The sequence below is a fragment of the Pseudomonas sp. GW821-FHT09H03 genome (assembly GCF_059415945.1).
In genome coordinates this window covers 140,028-158,277 of sequence record NZ_JBWKOF010000005.1, presented here as the reverse complement: position 1 = coordinate 158,277, position 18,250 = coordinate 140,028, and the positions used below count along the sequence as shown (strand labels likewise).

At 60.3% G+C, this 18,250-nt stretch carries 9 protein-coding genes; 2 read left to right on the top strand and 7 right to left on the bottom strand.

The features are described 5' to 3' along the window. Positions 1–16: 16 nt before the first annotated feature. The 5 genes from AC07OG_RS08995 to ehuR form a co-directional block, all read right to left on the bottom strand. Positions 17–1,207, bottom strand: a complete 1,191-nt coding sequence (locus tag AC07OG_RS08995) for a beta-barrel domain-containing protein (RefSeq protein WP_495066808.1) — start codon at positions 1,205–1,207, stop codon at positions 17–19. Next, positions 1,204–3,369: a type I secretion system permease/ATPase gene (locus tag AC07OG_RS08990; protein WP_495066807.1), complete on the bottom strand. Its 2,166-nt coding sequence runs from the start codon at positions 3,367–3,369 to the stop codon at positions 1,204–1,206. The genes AC07OG_RS08995 and AC07OG_RS08990 overlap by 4 nt, the downstream gene beginning before the upstream one ends. Continuing rightward, positions 3,366–4,568, bottom strand: a complete 1,203-nt coding sequence (locus AC07OG_RS08985) for a TolC family protein (protein ID WP_495066806.1) — start codon at positions 4,566–4,568, stop codon at positions 3,366–3,368. The genes AC07OG_RS08990 and AC07OG_RS08985 overlap by 4 nt, the downstream gene beginning before the upstream one ends. Before the next feature lie 140 nt (positions 4,569–4,708). Further along, complete coding sequence (locus AC07OG_RS08980) at positions 4,709–12,220, bottom strand: Ig-like domain-containing protein (RefSeq protein ID WP_495066805.1); 7,512 nt, start codon at positions 12,218–12,220, stop codon at positions 4,709–4,711. Positions 12,221–12,870: 650 nt separating this feature from the next. Beyond that, positions 12,871–14,256: a MocR-like ectoine utilization transcription factor EhuR gene (ehuR, locus tag AC07OG_RS08975; RefSeq protein ID WP_495066804.1), complete on the bottom strand. Its 1,386-nt coding sequence runs from the start codon at positions 14,254–14,256 to the stop codon at positions 12,871–12,873. A 227-nt stretch (positions 14,257–14,483) separates the two neighbouring features. On the opposite strand from ehuR, the gene AC07OG_RS08970 reads away from it, so the two are divergent. After that, positions 14,484–14,768, top strand: a complete 285-nt coding sequence (locus tag AC07OG_RS08970) for a hypothetical protein (protein WP_495066803.1) — start codon at positions 14,484–14,486, stop codon at positions 14,766–14,768. Positions 14,769–14,812: 44 nt separating this feature from the next. Here the strand turns inward: AC07OG_RS08970 and AC07OG_RS08965 are convergent, their stop codons facing one another. After that, on the bottom strand, positions 14,813–15,262 hold the full coding sequence (locus AC07OG_RS08965; RefSeq protein WP_495066802.1) for a hypothetical protein: 450 nt from the start codon (positions 15,260–15,262) through the stop codon (positions 14,813–14,815). Between the two features lie 151 nt (positions 15,263–15,413). Here AC07OG_RS08965 and AC07OG_RS08960 point away from each other — a divergent pair, with 151 nt between their 5' ends. After that, positions 15,414–16,220 carry a glycosyltransferase gene (locus tag AC07OG_RS08960; RefSeq protein ID WP_495066801.1) on the top strand — a complete coding sequence of 269 codons (807 nt, stop codon included), beginning with the start codon at positions 15,414–15,416 and terminating at the stop codon, positions 16,218–16,220. 77 nt (positions 16,221–16,297) lie between these two features. On the opposite strand, the gene mqo is transcribed toward AC07OG_RS08960, so the two are convergent. After that, the gene (gene mqo, locus AC07OG_RS08955; protein ID WP_495066800.1) at positions 16,298–17,944 is read right to left on the bottom strand and encodes a malate dehydrogenase (quinone); all 1,647 of its coding nucleotides are present in this window, start codon (positions 17,942–17,944) and stop codon (positions 16,298–16,300) included. Positions 17,945–18,250: the final 306 nt, after the last annotated feature.

Below are 18,250 nucleotides of genomic sequence, written 5' to 3'. Positions count from 1 at the left end.
ACAACGGCCGAAAAATCTAATACAAGCGAGCCTTGAGCAATGGCCTTAGCAGGTAATTGAGCACGGTTCGCTTTCCGCTCTGTACATCCACTTCGGCAACCATGCCGGGTTTGATCGGCAGAACATCCTCCCCTTTGCGCAGATCACTGGAATCGGTCTTCACGAGTATCTTGTAGAAAGCCTCCTTACCGCGTGGGGTGTCTTCCTCGATGGTGTCTGCGCTGATCTGCTCCAGAGTGCCGGAAAGGTCGCCGTATACCGTATAGTCATACGCGGTGATCTTGACCCGCGCGGGCATCCCCGGGACCAGAAAGGCAACATCACGGGGTTTGACTTTCGCCTCGACCAGCAGTTTATCGTCGACCGGGATCACGTCCATGATCGCCTCGCCGGGCTGAATAACGCCACCGCGAGTAGTGATCATGATGTCGTTGACCCGTCCGTTGACCGGAGAACGCACCTCGGTACGACGCAACTGGTCTTCACGCTGCAACAGCGTCTGGTCAAGTGCGTTGAGTTCCGCTTTTTTCGACGACAGCTCGGTATAAGCATCCTGGAAATAGGCGTTGGCGACCTCGGTCAGTTTGCCATTCAGTGAGGCGATTTCCTTGCTCAAGCGCAACGCCTCCATTTCACTGGCCGCACGTTTATTCACCAGCGGTTCGATCAGACGAAACTGTCGGCGCGCCAGTTCCAGCTCCGACTTGAGCGAGTGCACCGCTTGCTGATAGGTGTCACGCCGCGCCTTGAACAGGGCGCGCTCACTCGCCATGAAAGCGCTGTTGCTGGAAAGACCTGGCGGGAAACTGATGGTGTCCTGGTTCAGGGTCTCTGCTTCCAGACGGGCAATAGCGGCGGACAGTGCCTCGGCCTGGCTCTTGCTCTCCATGTAGGCGGAGTGGAAACGGGTGTTGTCCAACTTGACCAGCAACTGCCCTGCCTCGACCAAGTCACCTTCATGCACCATCAACTGCCCGAGAATCCCGCCCTCAAGGCTCTGGATTTTCTGGATCCGGCTGTGGGGCACGATGCGTCCATCACCACGCGTCACTACGTCCAGTTCGGCCCAGGCTGCCCAGACGACAAACCCCACCATGCTTAACAGACAGGTCCAAAAGATTAACCAGGCGGTCGGACTCTCCATGGCCACCTGTGAGTCGCCAAGCGAACGCAACAGCTTAAATTCCGCGCGAGTATGAGTTCTCATACGACGTCCTTAGTGACGTTTACCTGGTTGCCACTGACAACACTGCTCAGCGGACCATCCATGATCAGCTTGCCCTGGCGCAGCACCAATGCTCGCTCGGTCAACACCAGCAGCGCACGCTTATGGGTGGAGAGGATCAACGTGCGTCCATCCAGCCAGCCCTGCAAGTAGCGAATGACATGAGCTTCGCTTTCCTGGTCGAACGCGGCGGTCGGCTCATCGAGCAGCACAATTGGCGGATCCTGAAGCAGCAGGCGGGTCAACCCAATGGCCTGGCGCTGTCCCCCCGAAACACTGGCGCTGCCCTCCAGCAACATGTCGAGCCCCAGGGGGTGTCCACGCACGAAGGTGCCCAGGCCAACACCATCCAGGACTGCGAATAATTCTTCGTCACTTTGATCGGCGTTATCCGGGGTCAGGTTTTCACGTAATGTGCCGTAAAACAGCACCGTGTCCTGGGGCAAGTAGCCAATGTTCTGGCGTAATCCGCTCGGGTCGATCTGGCCGATGCTCAGATGGTCGAGCAGAACGCTTCCCTGGTCGGCCGTGGTCAACCCGGACAACAAGCGCAGCAGCGTCGATTTGCCCGAACCGTTACCACCCAGCAAGGCCACATGCTCGCCCGGCTTGATCTGCAGTTGCGGGATATCCAGCGCCGGCAGTCCTTCCGCGTGGTAGCGCATCTGCAATTTCTCGATGCTGTAGTGGCCTTGCAGACGATCCACGTGAGCGAAGCGCCTGCCTGCCGGGCGCTCGGTAGGGGCATTCATCAATCCGTCGAGGCCCTCCATAGCGACCTTGACATGCTGCCATCGCGCGAGCAGGCCCGCCATCTGGCCCATGGGGGCGATTGCCCGTGCGGCCAGCAGCGAGCTGGCAATCAAGGCGCCGATCGTCATTTCACCGTTGCTGATCTGGTAGACGCCCACGATCAGTACGCCGACGTAGCCCAGCTGCTGGATCAACAGCGCTCCATGGCTGAGCACCGCGGTCAAACTGCGCGAGGTCACCGCCGACTGGGATAGCTCTGCGGTGAGCATTTCCCATTGGTTCAACAAGCGACCTTCGGCACGGCTTGCCTTGACTGTTTCCAGGTTTTCGATGGCTTCGAGCAATACGCCGTTCTTCACCGCCCCTTCCCGCAGATTCTGGCGCGACAACTGAGCGAGTTTTTTCTGCGCCAGCAGGCCCGGCAACAACATCAGCAGGATCGCCAACAACGGCACCCAGACGACAGAGCCGCCAATCAGAACGATCGCCAGCAGAAACAGGAAAACGAATGGCAGGTCACTGATGGCCGCTGCTGTACTCGAGGTGAAGAATTCGCGCACGGACTCGAATTCGCGGATCTGAGTGCTGAAGGCGCCCACCGACGCGGGTTTCGATTGCAGTCGAATCTGCAGCACCTGATTGAACAGAACCGAGGATAGATGCACGTCCAGACGCTTGCCCGTGACATCCAGAATGTGCGCGCGCAGGCTGCGCAGCACGAACTCCAGCAGCATCGCCAGCACTACGCCGCTGGTCAGGATCCACAAGGTATCAAAGGCGTTATTGGGTACCACCCGGTCATATACCTGCATGGCGAACAGCGCCGAGGAAACCGCCAGCAGGTTGGTCATCAGGGCCGCGACGCCGGTGGCGGCATAAGCCCGCCAGCAAGCCTTCAGGGGTGCCTTGAGCCAATGTTCGGCAGGCTCGCTGGCATAGCTTCCAGCGCGACCATCCGGGCGATACTGCGGCCGGGCGAACAATGCCGAGCCACTGTATTGCGCCTCCAGTTCCAGCAGAGACAGGGTCCGCTGACCACCGCCGCTGGACGCATCGAGCACAGTGACCTCCTCGCCCTGGCGCTCGACAAGGATGACACTTTGCCCATCGCGCAATTGCAGCAACACCGGCAGCAACGTTGGGCTGATGGCCATCAACGGAACCTCCAGCACCCGTGCGGTCAATCCAAGCCGGCGCAAGGCCCGGGGTGCCAGTTTCAGCGGCAACCGGCCCTTTTCCAGTGCCAGGCCCTCGCCGAGTTCGGCGATGCTGGCCGCCCGGCCAAACTGGCGACACAGCAACAGCAGCCCGTCACGCAGCGGATCCTGACTAAACGAGGGCGCTGCCTTGGCCTGGATTTCAGGGGTGTCCCTTTCGATGGCTTCAATCATGAAGTACCCCTCGGTGGCAATCGTTCTTCCAGCAGTGGAACCAGCAGGCCCAACTGGGCCGCTGCACGGTATTGCACACGCTTGCGTTCACTTTGGAGGTTGATGAACTGACGCTCCGCTTCGAAACGCTCGTTTTCAATGGTCAGCATGTCGGTCATGTCGCGAAGGCCGACAACAAATTGATCCTGATAAACGGCATCGACCTCCTTGGCATGCTTGATCTGTTCACGAAGCGACTGCTCACGCCATTTCGCGGTAGTTTCGTTCTCGACCAATGACGACACTTTGCGCCGGATATCGCGGCGCATGGTGTCCACGTTCCACTCAGCCGCCTCAAGACTCTGGCGGGCCGCGTTGGGTCGCTGAAAGATCGAAAGTCCATCGATGGTTTCCATGCGAATACGCAGGGCGATAACCGAATCACTGGTCAGCTGACCACCGAGTTCACGCCGCAACATCGAACCTTCCAGGTTCAGTTGGGGAAACATCGATGCATCCGCTTCGCGCACCTTCGCTTCCTCAACCGCCTGCTTCTGTTTGGCCTTGCGATACAGCGGTGATTGAGCAATGGCATTATCCAGGTCTCCCGCACCGCGCAGATGGGCGGAAAATGACTCGTCGCCGGGCTGTTCCAGACCGGCGGCCGGCCCCCCGACCAACTGTCGGTATTGCTGTTCGGCATCCTGCAGGGCGCCCTTTTCAATCAGCAATTGCTCCTGGGCCCGAGCCAATTCAAGGTTGGCCCGGCTCTCTTCGCCACTGTCGGTATATCCCGCGCTGGCACGTTGGCGAATCAAGTCACCGAGCTTGCCCAAACGGGAAATATGGCTGCGCACAGCGTCGAGCCGTTGCTCCGTCGTAAGTACATCCAGGTAGATTTCGCATATGTCCAACGCAGCATCCTCGCGGACCACCAGCAGGTTCTCCGTCTGCTCGCGCAACTTTGCCGAAGCGGTATCTACCTGACTCTCGACCCTCCCCCAGTCATACAGCCGTTGCGAAACCGTGAGGTCATAGCCCATGTCTCCGAACATGCCGTCCTCCGGCCCGGCCGATGCATTCACCTTCGGGTAGTACCCGTTCTTGCTCATATCCAGATCGGTTGATGCCCTGTTCACCTCGGACATGGCCGAGCGTACTTCGGGGTGCGCAGCCAGGCCCAGGTGAACGGCATCGGTTAGTGTGATCGCGGTTGCCATCTGCGGCAGTCCCTGTAGAACCAGGCAAGCCCCCCACAAAGGCAGGAAACCCGGCCTTTGTGGGGACTGGCACAGTGGACGCAAAGCGGTGAGTACTGTCCGGGCGAACGACCGGACAGCCCCCTTTCCGCCCGGCGCCGTCAGACGATCACCTGCAGATGGGTGTCTACCTGCAAATCGTTCACACCTAATGTGTATTGCGAATAGGTGGTATCGCCGACCGTGGTTTGCACTCCGGTGGCCACGGCACCGGTAATGTTCAGGGTGTCAAAGGCGTCCCCGCTGATATACAGCTGGTTAATCGAGTCGGTCAGGCTGTCTACCGCCGCGTCGGTCAGGGTCAGGGTGGTGCCAGCATCGCCGGTACCCATGTCGATTTTCTCGATATTGCTGACAGTGCCAAGGCCGGGATTATTGAAGTTGATGTTGATCCCGTCCAGCGCCAGGGTATCGAATCCGACGCCGCCGTCCACAGAGGTGAAGTTGATATCGGACACCACCATCGTGTCGTTGCCGATCCCGCCATTGAGGGTGTCGTGACCGGCCCCCCCTATCAGCAGATCATTCCCGGCATCACCATTGAGCGTGTCATCGCCGCTGCCGCCTCTTAACAGGTCATTGCCGCCGCCACCCGACAAGGTATCGTTGCCAGCGTGGCCATACAGGCGGTCGGCTGCCAATGTTCCGGTCAGCGTGTCGTTGCCCGCAGTGCCCTCCTGGATCCTGGTGTCACCTTGAGAGTCGAGGAGTTCGACATCCGCCAACGTGCCCGTAGCTGCGTTCGATGACAGGTTCTGGCTATCTGTCACCGTGACGAAGGTGCCATTGAGAATAGTTGCCCCCAGCGCGCTCACATCTTGCGCATAGTGCACAGTACCCAGTAGTTCGTTGATCGATTGGTTGTCGATGACTCCGCCGTCGGTTGCGGTAATGGTCAGCTCCGTTGAGCCGCCTATCAAACCCAGGATCCCCGGAGTGTTGACAATATCAATCTGTAGCCCCAGCTCCGCTGCCAGAGCATTTGAGGCAACAAACGTCAACGTATTCAAGCCCAGTAACGAGCCAGACGTCACCACGACACTAGTCAGGTTGCCATCACGGTCCACCGCCCTGAACGCCTGCGAACTCAAGTCAATCAGGTTCAGCGCGTCAGCGCCTATCAGGCCAAGCAGAGCTGTATTGTCTGCCTGAGCTTGAGGCGCGACGTTGACCGCCTCAACCCGGAACGGCAGTGTGTTGGACGCAGCCGAACTGTTGCCGGCCGCGTCACTGATCACGGCGCGGGATGTGTAGACACCATCGGCGTAGGTACCGGCCAGGGTCACTGCGGCATTGCCTGCCGTGAGTTCGGCCTGGGTCACGGTGTGGGTGGTGACGAAGTCGTTGGTGCCATCGTTGGCGGTGATGGTGATCACGTCATCCAACTGGGTGCCGGGGGTCAGCCCGACCACCGCCTGGATGCCATCGGCCAGTTCAGCGGCATTGATGTCGCCGGCGGCTTCGGCAATCGCCAGAGTCGGAGCAGCGGTGCCCGTCGCCCCGCCAGGGCTGGTGGCATCGACGGTGAATGGCAGTGAGCTGGACGGCGCCGAGCTGTTTCCCGCCGAGTCGCTGATCACGGCGCTGGATGTGTAGGAACCATTGGCGTAAGTGCCCGCCAATGTCACTGCGGCGTTGCCGGCCGTGAGGTCGGCCTCGATCACGGTGTGGGTGGTGACGAAGTTGCTGGTGCCATCGTTGGCGGTAATGGTGATCACGTCACCCAGCTGGGTGCCGGGGGTCAGCCCGACCACCGCCTGGATGCCATCGGCCAGTTCGGCGGCATTGATGCCGCCGGCGGCTTCGGCAATCGCCAGGGTCGGAGCAACGTTGCCCGTCACCCCGCCAGGGCTGGTGGCATCGACGCTGAACAGCAGCGGGTTGGACGGCGCCGAGCTGTTGCCGGCCGCGTCGCTGATCACGGCGCTGGTTGTGTAGTCACCATCGGCGTAGCTGCCCGCCAGAGTCAACGCCACGTTGCCGGCCGTGAGGTCGGCCTGGATCACCGTGTGGGTGGTGACGAAGTCGTTGGTGCCATCGTTGGCGGTGATGGTGATCACGTCACCCAGCTGGGTGCCGGGGGTCAGCCCGACCACCGCCTGGATGCCATCGGCCAGTTCGGCAGCATTGATGTCGCCGGCGGCTTCGGCAATCGCCAGGGTCGGAGCAGCGGTGCCCGTCGCCCCGCCAGGGCTGGTGGCATCGACGGTGAATGGCAGTGAGCTGGACGGCGCCGAGCTGTTTCCCGCCGCGTCGCTGATCACGGCGCTGGATGTGTAGGAACCATTGGCGTAAGTGCCCGCCAATGTGACTGCGGCGTTGCCGGCCGTGAGGTCGGCCTGGATCACGGTGTGGGTGGTGACGAAGTTGCTGGTGCCATCGTTGGCGGTAATGGTGATCACGTCACCCAGCTGGGTGCCGGGGGTCAGCCCGACCACCGCCTGGATGCCATCGGCCAGTTCGGCAGCATTGATGCCGCCGGCGGCTTCGGCAATCGCCAGGGTCGGAGCAACGTTGCCCGTCACCCCGCCAGGGTTGGTGGCATCGACGCTGAACAGCAGCGGGTTGGACGGCGCCGAGCTGTTGCCGGCCGCGTCGCTGATCACGGCACTGGTTGTGTAGTCACCATCGGCGTAGCTGCCCGCCAGAGTCACCGCCACGTTGCCGGCCGTGAGGTCGGCCTGGATCACTGTGTGGGTGGTGACGAAATCGCTGGTGCCATCGTTGGCAGTGATGGTGATCACGTCACCCAGCTGGGTGCCGGGGGTCAGCCCGACCACCGCCTGGATGCCATCGGCCAGTTCAGCGGCATTGATGTCGCCGGCGGCTTCGGCAATCGCCAGGGTAGGAGCAGCGGTGCCCGTCACGCCGCCAGGGCTGGTGGTATCGACGCTGAACAGCAGTGGGCTGGATGGCGCCGAGTTGTGGCCGGCCCCATCGCTGATCACGGCGCTGGTTGTGTAGGAACCATTGACGTAGGTGCCCGCCAATGTCACTGCGGCGTTGCCGGCGGTGAGGTTGGCCTGGGTCACGGTGTGGGTGGTGACGAAGTTGCTGGTGCCATCGTTAGCGGTGATGGTAATCACGTCACCCAGCTGGGTGCCGGGGGTCAGACCAACCACTGCCTGGATGCCATCGGCCAGTTCAGCGGCATTGATGCCGCCCACGGCTTCGGCAATGTTCAGGGTCGGGGCATCGTTGCCCGTCACCCCGCCTGGGTTGACGGTATCGACGCTAAACAGCAGTGGGCTGGATGGCGCCGAGCTGTTGCCGGCCGCATCGTTGATCACGGCGCGGATGCTGTAGTCGCCATCGGCGTAGGTGCCCGCCAGGGTCACCGCGACGTTGCCAGCCGTGAGGTCAGCCTGGATCACGGTATGGGTGGTGACGAAGTTGCTGGTGCCATCGTTGGCAGTGAGGGTGATCACGTCACCCAACTGGGTGCCGGGAGTCAACCCGACTACAGCCTGAATGCCATCGGCCAGCTCGGCGGCATCGATGCCATTGAGAGCCTCGGCAATCGCGAGGGTCGGAGCAACAGTGCCCGTCACCCCGCCAGGGCTGGTGGTATCGACGCTGAACAGCAGTGGGCTGGATGGCGCCGAGTTGTGGCCGGCCCCGTCGCTGATCACGGCGCTGGTTGTGTAGGAACCATTGACGTAGGTGCCCGCCAATGTCACTGCGGCGTTGCCGGCGGTGAGGTTGGCCTGGGTCACGGTGTGGGTGGTGACGAAGTTGCTGGTGCCATCGTTGGCGGTGATGGTAATCACGTCACCCAACTGGGTGCCGGGGGTCAGACCAACCACTGCCTGGATGCCATCGGCCAGTTCAGCGGCATTGATGCCGCCCACGGCTTCGGCAATCGCCAGGGTCGGGGCATCGGTGCCCGTCACCCCGCCTGGGTTGACGGTATCGACGCTGAACAGCAGTGGGCTGGACGGCGCCGAGCTGTTGCCAGCCGCATCGCTGATCACGGCGCGGATGCTGTAGTCGCCATCGGCGTAGGTGCCCGCGAGGGTCACCGCCACGTTGCCGGCCGTGAGGTCGGCCTGGGTCACAGTGTGGCTAGTGACAACGTCGTTGGTGCCATCATTGGCGGTGAGGGTGATGACATCACCCACCTGGGTATCGGGAGTCAACCCGACCACCGCCTGAATGCCATCGGCCAGTTCGGCGGCATCAATGCCATTGAGAGCCTCGGCAATCGCCACGGTCGGAGCATCGCTGCCCGTCACCCCGCCAGGGCTGGTGGCATCGACGCTGAACAGCAGTGGGCTGGACGGTGCCGAGCTGTTGCCGGCCGCATCGCTGATCACGGCGCGGATACTGTAGTCGCCATCGGCGTAGCTACCGGCCAGGGTCACCGCCACGTTGCCGGCCGTGAGGTCAGCCTGGGTCACGGTGTGGGTGGTGACGAAGTTGCTGGTGCCATCATTGGCGGTGAGGGTGATGACATCACCTGCCTGAGTGCCAGGAGTGAGCCCGACCACCGCCTGAATGCCATCGGCCAGTTCGGCGGCATTGATGCCACCACCTCCGGCCTCGGCGATAGTCACGGTAGGAGCATCGTTGCCCGCCACCCCGCCAGGGCTGGTTGCATCGACGCTGAACAGCAGTGGGCTGGACGGCGCCGAGCTGTTACCGGCCGCATCGCTGATCACGGCGCTGATACTGTAGTTGCCATCGGCGTAGGTGCCCGCCAGGGTCAGCGCAACGTTGCCGGCCGTGAGGTCGGCCTGGGTCACGGTGTGGCTGGTGACAACGTCGTTGGTGCCATCATTGGCGGTGAGGGTGATGACATCACCCACCTGGGTATCGGGAGTCAACCCGACCACCGCCTGAATGCCATCGGCCAGTTCGGCGGCATCAATGCCATTGAGAGCCTCGGCAATCGCCACGGTCGGAGCATCGCTGCCCGTCACCCCGCCAGGGCTGGTGGCATCGACGCTGAACTGCAGCGGGCTGGACGGCGCCGAGCTGTTGCCGGCCGAGTCGCTGATCACGGCGCTGATACTGTAGTTGCCATCGGCGTAGCTACCGGCCAGGGTCACCGCCACGTTGCCGGCCGTGAGGTCGGCCTGGGTCACGGTGTGGCTGGTAACAATGTCGTTGGTGCCATCATTGGCGGTGAGGGTGATCACATCACCTGCCTGAGTGCCAGGAGTGAGCCCGACCACCGCCTGAATGCCATCGGCCAGTTCGGCGGCATTGATGCCACCACCTCCGGCCTCGGCAATAGTCACGGTAGGAGCATCGTTGCCCGCCACCCCGCTAGGGCTGGTTGCATCGACGCTGAACAGCAGTGGGCTGGATGGCGCCGAGCTGTTGCCGGCCACGTCACTGATCACGGCGCTGATACTGTAGTTGCCATCGGCGTAGGTGCCCGCCAGGGTCAGCGCAACGTTGCCGGCCGTGAGGTCGGCCTGGGTCACGCTGTGGCTGGTGACAACGTCGTTGGTGCCATCATTGGCGGTGAGGGTGATGACATCACCCACCTGGGTGCCGGGGGTCAGCCCGACCACCGCCTGAATGCCATCGGCCAGTTCGGCGGCATCAATGCCATTGAGAGCCTCGGCAATCGCCACGGTCGGAGCATCGCTGCCCGTCACCCCGCCTGGGCTGGTGGCATCGACGCTGAACTGCAGCGTGCTGGACGGCGCCGAGTTGTTGCCGGCCGCGTCGCTGATCACGGCGCTGCTTGTGTAGTGACCATCGGCGTAGGTGCCGGCCAGGGTCACCACGACGATACCGTTCGTGAGATCGGCCTGGGTCACGGTGTGGGTGGTGACTAAGTCACTGGTGCCATCGTTGGTGGTGATGGTGATGACATCACCCACCTGGGTGCCAGTGGGCAGCCCGACTACCGCCTGAATGCCATTGGCCAGTTCGGCGGCATTGATGCCACCGCCCCCGGCTTCGGGAATCGCCAGGATCGGCGCATCGCTGCCAGACAACCCGCCAGCGCTGAGATCATGCTGGACAGTAATCACGTAAGGCGCGCTGGATACCGACTCATTGCTCGCCGCGTCCTGGCTGGTCGCGGTAAAACTGTAGTTGGCGTTCGCCAAGGGTGTCGTCAGCGTATAGCTCCAGGCACCGAGCGCATCAGCAACCACACTGTCGAGCAACACGCCGGCGAGGAAGATGTGCACGGTACTGCCTGCCTCGGCGGTACCCATGAGCGTTGGCAAATTGTCATCGGTGCTGCCGCCGTTGGCCACGGAGCCGGTTGCGCTGCCGACATCGTCCAGGATCGCACTGATCAGCGGGGCGCTAGGCGCGATACTGTCGACCAGGTCAGCGTCCACCACCACGCCGGTGGGGCTGCTGGTATTGCCGGCGGCATCGGTGGCCGTGACGCTGATAGCAGTACCATCACCCAGGGCCGGCACTGGTATTACCGACCAGTTTCCGGCGGCATCGGCAGCGACACTGTAATCAGCCACGCCGTCGCCGTTGACGTCGATAGCGATGGTACTCAAGGGTTCGCCGCTGCCTGCGAGCAGCGTGCCATTGGTGGGATTGACCACGGGTGCGGTCGGAGCCGTAGTGTCGATGGTGATGGAGTACGGCGCACTTTCGAGCGACTCGTTACCCGCCGCATCCACGCTGGTGACTTCGAAATGATGCACGCCCGCGCCCAAAGGCGCTGTCGGGGTGAAACTCCAATCGCCGTTGGAGTCGACTAAAGCTGTGCCCAGCAATGTATCGTCGACATAGACACGCACGGTAGTGCCGACATCCCCCCTGCCGGTCAGCGTGGGCGTTGTATCGTCCGTGGAAGCGCCATCGGCCAGATTGCCCGTCACACTACCCACGTCATCGTTAAATCCATTGATCTGCGCAATGGCTGGCGGCGTGGTATCCGGAGCGCTGGCGCTGGCGGGCGGGCTGACATTGCCTGCCGGATCGATCGCAACCACGTTCACTGTCTCGCCGTTGGCCAGTGGTGGAGTCAGGGGAATACTGTAATTGCCATCCGAGCCGACTACGGTGGTGAGATCACTGGTGCCATCACCATTCAAATCGACTCCCACCGTGCTACCCGGCTCAGCTGTACCGCTGATGACACTGCCGTCGGCATTGAAGCTGGCGGTCGGCGTGCCCGGAGGCGTGGTATCGGGCACGCTCGTGGCGGGTGGCGGTGCATCGTCCCCGCCTCCGCCGCCTCCGCCGCCCGAACTGAGTCCGGCGGCGAGGGCCACCGCTCCGGCCCCGAACAAAGCCCATCCCGCCAAGCCATCGTCATCCTCAGCGGCGGCGCCAGTCAGGGACTCAAAAGGTGAGGCCTCCGCCTGCGGGGTGTACTGAGCGAATACCGCACCGCCACTCGCGGCCGGCGACAGGTCGGCCAGCAACATGTTGCCTTCGTCATCCTTCAGGTAAAGCTGGCTATCGGCTTTATCCTGATAAAAGCCGACGATACGCAACGACTCTCCACCGGTGACGACGATCAAGTCTGCGCCTTCACGGCTGTATGAGGAAATGTCAGCGGGCCGTAGATTCAGAAATACGCGACTGGGTTCGGTGACAGTCAGTCCATCGGTCACGCCCTGGAATGAACCTGCGGTCGCAGGCTGATTGAGAGGGATGGCTTTTGCGGAAATATCCATGTTATCTCCAACTAGTTAGTACATCGCGAAGGCCAACCAAAAAACAGGATCCAGAGATCTACTTCAGAGCTCTACTCGTCATTGGGTGGTGCTCGGTACGGAACAGGGTTAATAGAACAAACATGTACAAAAAACTTCTGAGCGTGTTTTTTAAATGCCTGTGTTCCTGATCTGCTCTTTAAGCTAGTTATTCCCCTCGCCTTATGGCCGGCTGCAGGTGCGCTGGCGAACGAATTAACATTCGCTGCCAAGATGCTTCGTGTTGCACCTGCTGCAAAAAATGGCGAACAACCAGTACGGCACCGCGTCAAGCACAGGTATTCGCTCGGTGCGGTCACACTGAATTTGATGTAATAAAAAAGGGACAACGACTGACGTCGCGAAATTTGAAGCTGGGAAAACCCCATGCGAGCAGGATTTTGAGTTGAATCACCGTCCTTGATTGGCGCCAATGCGCAATTCCATTTAAGCCGCCTGGACAAGTCCCCGCCACACTGACGAGTAAGGCAAATACTGTTGAGCAACAGCTCCGACTTTTCCACATCCCAACTCCCGAGGGTGTTGTCCGAGTATAAAAACGGAAAACCCTCACAAGGAATGTACTAGTTCACTTTATCGAGGGGTATTTCACGCCCCGCCCCCCCCAAGAATCATGGTTCTGGCGATTGTCCGAACACCTCACGGATGTCGGACAATGCCTTGCGCAATACCTGGTCAGTGCATTTGGCGCCAACGCACAGCCGAACCGCTCGAGGCCTGGAGATGCCACGGACAAGAAAGGGGTCTGGCGGCGTCACTGCGATGTGCCGTGCGCGCAACGCCCGCACCATGTCGTCCACTTCCCATTGCGGCGGAATGTTTACCCAGGCGCTAGGTGCTTGCGGATGATGACCGAGCAGGTGTTCTTCAAGGTACTCCTTGACCATGGCCTGACGCTCACCGAGCAGTTTGCGTTGCAACTTCACCAGGCTGTCGGCACGCCCGTCGCGAATCCAGCGCGTCGCAATTTCGGCAATCAGGGGCGCGGCCATCCAGGTGCTGACGCGCAAAATACGTTCCGTGCGTTGGGTCAGACGCCCGGGCATCACCAGACAACCAATACGAAGACCGGCCATTACCGACTTGGTCATGCTCGTGCAGTAGAAGGACAACTCGGGAGCGTAATAACTGATCGGCCGGACATGCGGCTGAGCCACAAGCGGTCCATAAACATCGTCTTCGATGATGTGTACGCCAAACCGTCGTGCGATCGCTGCAATCTCACGGCGGCGGGCGTCGGGCATCAGGCTCGACGTAGGGTTGTTCAGGTTCGGCGTACACACCAGTGCAGTAATGCGCTCGTTACTGCACATATCCTCGAAGAAATCCGGGTCAATGCCGTCACTGTCCGTCGGCAACCCCTTGAGCGTAAACCCCAATATCTGGGCGTTACCGATCACGATGTGATTGGTCAACCCTTCGCAAAGCACGACGTCTTCAGGACCGGCAACCGATGCCAGGGCCAGAAAAATACTTTGGGAAGCACCATTGGTTATCAGCAGATTCTCACGCTCGACCTGCATGCCCAATCCATTGACCCACTCCATGGCCGCCTCGCGGTGCGCCTCTAACCCGGCCCGGGGTAGAAGGGAGGACATCCATGGCTGCTGATCTTCGGTGCTGAGTTCAGCGCATGTATCCTGCCAGATCCGGTCATGGACCTGAGTTTGCATGATGCGTGCGATTGACAGATCCACCACCGAGCGTTCCGCTGCTTCAAGAATTTCATCGGTGATCTGTTGAACGGTATTTCGCATGACAAAGCTGCCACGACCGACTTCACACCGCACCAGCCCCTGACGCTCCAGCACCTCATAGGCATTGTTCACCGTCTGAACGCTGATACCCAAAACGTTGGCGACCTGTCGCTGCGACGGCAGGCGCTGGTTATTTGCAAACCTCCCATTTTCGATTTCGCGAATGATGGTCTGCACCAGGGTTTTGTATTTGGACTCTCCAATGCGAGCTGAGCCAAGGGCCGCTTTCCAACTTTCCATGAAGATCGCGTCACTACTACCAATCGGGATTACATGATTACCAGAAAAGCGTAAAAATGTAATATCTAGTTCGATATAAGCACTATGGTACTAGAACCGTCTTCTATCTTGCTTATGATCAGATGCAGCACGCACATAGAAGCTGTTGGCCACCACTCGTCAGCCACCCGGCACCTTCCCTCCTGCGACTCCTCCAACCCAATACATCCCACCCACGGAAGACTGAAATGATGAACAGAACAATCGTTGTTCTGGCGTTCGCCAGCCTCCTGTCGACCCTCTCGATCTCGGCTTCTGCAACCCAGCGACCGGTAGAAGAAACGACCCTTCCACCCAACGAGGTTCCCGGAATCAACCAGTCGAACGTCCCTGAGTCAAACGCAGAAAAAGCCGATAAAAAGGGTGAGGAAGCGGCAGGTTCCAATTCCGGTGCCGAGTCGGGTTCGTTGAAAAAGGAAGCGGACGCCACGAGCGATGCAGACAAAGCAGTGGGCGGTGAACCTGGCAGCTAAGCCCCCTTACCCGCTCACTCGGCTCACACTTTGCAACAGCGCTCTCACTGCGTCGTCTTGACGACATCGCCGCAGAAAAGATCAAAGTTGCCATCCTCCGGAGCCGAACGCACGACGATGGAGTACTTGCGGGAAATCATGTCAGCGATCGCAATCGGCGCGCTCCTGTAAAAACTCCAGCCCTTGGCACCCGCCGCGCTCTGGACGTTGACCTTGTCATTCATGGCATAAGCGACTGTCCCTGGCTGCTGGCAAGAGCCCTTATTAACGAAGGTGTAAATGCGCGGAGGCAGGATGGTTCCGGAGGGAACACCGCTGATGTAGAAGTCGAAGTTGGTTTGCTTGTCGACGCCCGTCAACGTAGTAGTCCCCGCCTGGCCTTGATTCCTGTACGTGGCGGTCAATGGAAGGTTCAGCGACTGGTTCGATGAATGGGTACAGCCGGCCAGACTCGCGGCCACCAACAGCACAGCCACGGGGATACGGGGATTCATTGACAACCTCCAGTCATGGAAGAAGTGCGAGGGAAAGTATTGGTATAGCTCAATAACTCCAGCCCGCCTCGCCCGGGCAAAGGAAAATTAAGCTTGGGCTAAGGTTGCCCCGTTACCCTTCGGGACTCTTGGATTGTCGAGTATTTCGAAGATGAGCCCCAACGATACATCGCCCAAACCACCCTTCAGCATCGTCCTGGTTAATTACAAAACGTTCGACCTGACCAAAATTTGCCTGGACCTTTTGTTTGAGCATGTACAGCAAGCCAACATCCCGGTCTGGGTGGTTGATAACGGCTCGGCAGATGAAAGTATCGAATACCTGCGTTCACTCCAATGGATCAACCTGATCGAACGCGACGCCCCCGCCAAAGAACCCGGGCACATTGCCCACGGCAAGGCGCTGGACATGGCGTTGGCCAGAATCGACACCGACTATCTGTTCCTGATGCACACCGATACCTTCATCTACAACACCCAAGTGTTTGCCATGATGATGAAGTACTGCACCAGGGACCCGAACGTCGCCGCGGTCGGCTGCACCGAGCAGCTGAATCGAGGCACCCTCCGGACCCTTTGGCGCTTCAGTTCCCGCCTGTTCAAACATCACTACAGACGCCTGAAGCTAACCCTGGGCCTGCGTTCGAAAGAGCCAAAACCCTACAGGGAAACCCACCTGAAGAGCTTTTGTACGCTGTGGAACAGCCGGCTCATCAAACAGCATGGCCTGCACTTCCAGATAGATGATCGAGTGCCCGGTTATGAGCTGCAGGATCGCATGCTGCAACTTGGCCACAAGGTGGAGTTTCTCTCCCCCGGGAAAGTCTTCAGCTACCTGGATCACGTCCAGGCCGGAACAGTCGCGGCCGCGGGCGGCTACGCCGGCAATCACCGACGCACCCGGATGTACCGCAACATGCTCAAACGCTTTGATGCGGTGAACACTCAAAGGTCTTGAGCCGGCTTGCGCCAAACGCCCAAAACAAAGCGCACTGACCGTTACCGGTTCAGTGGGCTTTTTGATTGGGCCTCTGGTTACAGAGCCATATCACTCGCAGCATTTTCTTTCGGTGCTTTAGGTGCGTCAGCCGGGGCAGCAGCCGGAGCCGCTACCTGCCCAATCGCCGGCGGCGCAGTCAGCTCCAGCACCTTGGCGGTGTAAGCCCACTCCTGCGCAACCTTCTCGGGGCTGGCGTTCAACTGGGTGCCATAGCTAGGCACGATCTGGTGCAGTTTCTCCTGCCAGGCAGGGGTCGCGACCTTGTCCTTGAACACCTTCTGCAGCACGGTCAGCATGATCGGCGCAGCGGTCGAAGCACCTGGCGAGGCGCCCAGCAGACCGGCGATGGAGCCGTCCTGGGAAGCCACGATCTCGGTACCCAGTTTCAGCACGCCACCAGCGGCTTCATCACGCTTGATGATCTGCACGCGCTGGCCGGCCTGCCACAGGCGCCAGTCTTCAGCCTTGGCGTTCGGGAAGTACTCTTTCAAGGCGTTGAGGCGGTCTTCGTCCGACAGCATCAGCTGACCGGCAAGGTACTCGACCAGTGGGTATTCCTTGATGCCGACCTTGGTCATTGGCCACACGTTGTGCGTGGTCGTAGTGGTCAGCAGGTCCAGGTAAGAACCCTCTTTGAGGAACTTGGTGCTGAAGGTCGCGAACGGGCCAAACAGAATCACACGCTTGCCGTCGAGCACGCGGGTGTCCAGGTGCGGAACCGACATGGGTGGTGCGCCAACGGAGGCTTTGCCGTAGGCCTTGGCCAGGTGTTGCTCGGCGATGGCCGGGTTCTCGGTCACCAGGAACGAGCCGCCCACCGGGAAGCCTGCGTACTCCTTGGCTTCAGGAATGCCCGACTTCTGCAGCAGGTGCAGGGCACCGCCGCCGGCGCCGATGAACACGAACTTCGCGTCGGTCCCGGATTTGCTGCCGTCCTTGAGGTTCTTGTAGCTGACGTGCCAGCTGCCGTCTTCGTTGCGGGTGATGTCCTGCACTTCGCTGGACAGCTTCAAGTCGAATTTCGGCGTGGTTTGCAGGTGAGCAACGAACTGGCGCGTGATTTCGCCAAAGTTGACGTCGGTGCCGAGCGGCGACCAGGTGGCGGCGACTTTCTGGTTCGGGTCACGCCCTTCCATCATCAGCGGCACCCACTGCTTGATCACAGCCGGGTCTTCGGAGTACTGCATACCGGCGAACAGCGGGCTCGCTTGCAGAGCGTCGTAGCGCTTTTTCAGGAACTTGATGTTGTCGTCGCCCCACACAAAGCTCATGTGCGGCGTGGAGTTGATGAACGAACGCGGGTTCTTCAGCACACCTTGCTGAACCTGCCAGGCCCAGAACTGACGGGAGACCTGGAACGCTTCGTTGATTTCCACCGCCTTGGGGATCGAAACTTTGCCGCTCTCATCTTCCGGGGTGTAGTTCAGTTCCGCCAGAGCGGAGTGACCGGTACCGGCGTTGTTCCAGCCGTTGGAACTCTCCTGGGCAACACCGTCGAGGCGTTCGAGCATCTGCATCGAGGTGCCGGGTTCCAGCTCATTGAGCCAGACACCGAGGGTCGCACTCATGATGCCGCCGCCAATCAGCAGCACGTCGACTTTCTTGGCTTCTTCGGCCTGGGCGGTCGTCATCCCCAACGACAAGGCCAGCCCCAGGAGGGCCGTGTTCACTTTCTTAAACATCTGTAGCACCTATGATAAAACGCCATCCGCCCTTCCATCTGCACTCGCGAGCCCTGTTTCACGGCATTCAGGCAGGATGTCGTGGTTGCTCGCGCATGACGATTGGAGGGTGGGCACACAAGGCCGACGGACTGCATCGACCCCAGTTATATGTCCCTTCTGAACTGACTTTTTATCTTTTTTGGCTTCAGCTACTTGAGCGACAGTGATTCTGTTAACCCCTCTCAAAGAAAGGAAAACTGAATAAGTCAAACCAAGTTAGTGCAAATAATATCACGTCAGGGCAAACCCGCGCGTCTGTTCCTG

Coding starts and splice junctions, on each gene's coding strand:
- AC07OG_RS08995 (WP_495066808.1), bottom strand. CDS start 1,207: ATGAGAACTCATACTCGCGCGGAATTTAAGCTGTTGCGTTCGCTTGGC.
- AC07OG_RS08990 (WP_495066807.1), bottom strand. CDS start 3,369: ATGATTGAAGCCATCGAAAGGGACACCCCTGAAATCCAGGCCAAGGCA.
- AC07OG_RS08985 (WP_495066806.1), bottom strand. CDS start 4,568: ATGGCAACCGCGATCACACTAACCGATGCCGTTCACCTGGGCCTGGCT.
- AC07OG_RS08980 (WP_495066805.1), bottom strand. CDS start 12,220: ATGGATATTTCCGCAAAAGCCATCCCTCTCAATCAGCCTGCGACCGCA.
- ehuR (WP_495066804.1), bottom strand. CDS start 14,256: ATGGAAAGTTGGAAAGCGGCCCTTGGCTCAGCTCGCATTGGAGAGTCC.
- AC07OG_RS08970 (WP_495066803.1), top strand. CDS start 14,484: ATGATGAACAGAACAATCGTTGTTCTGGCGTTCGCCAGCCTCCTGTCG.
- AC07OG_RS08965 (WP_495066802.1), bottom strand. CDS start 15,262: ATGAATCCCCGTATCCCCGTGGCTGTGCTGTTGGTGGCCGCGAGTCTG.
- AC07OG_RS08960 (WP_495066801.1), top strand. CDS start 15,414: ATGAGCCCCAACGATACATCGCCCAAACCACCCTTCAGCATCGTCCTG.
- mqo (WP_495066800.1), bottom strand. CDS start 17,944: ATGTTTAAGAAAGTGAACACGGCCCTCCTGGGGCTGGCCTTGTCGTTG.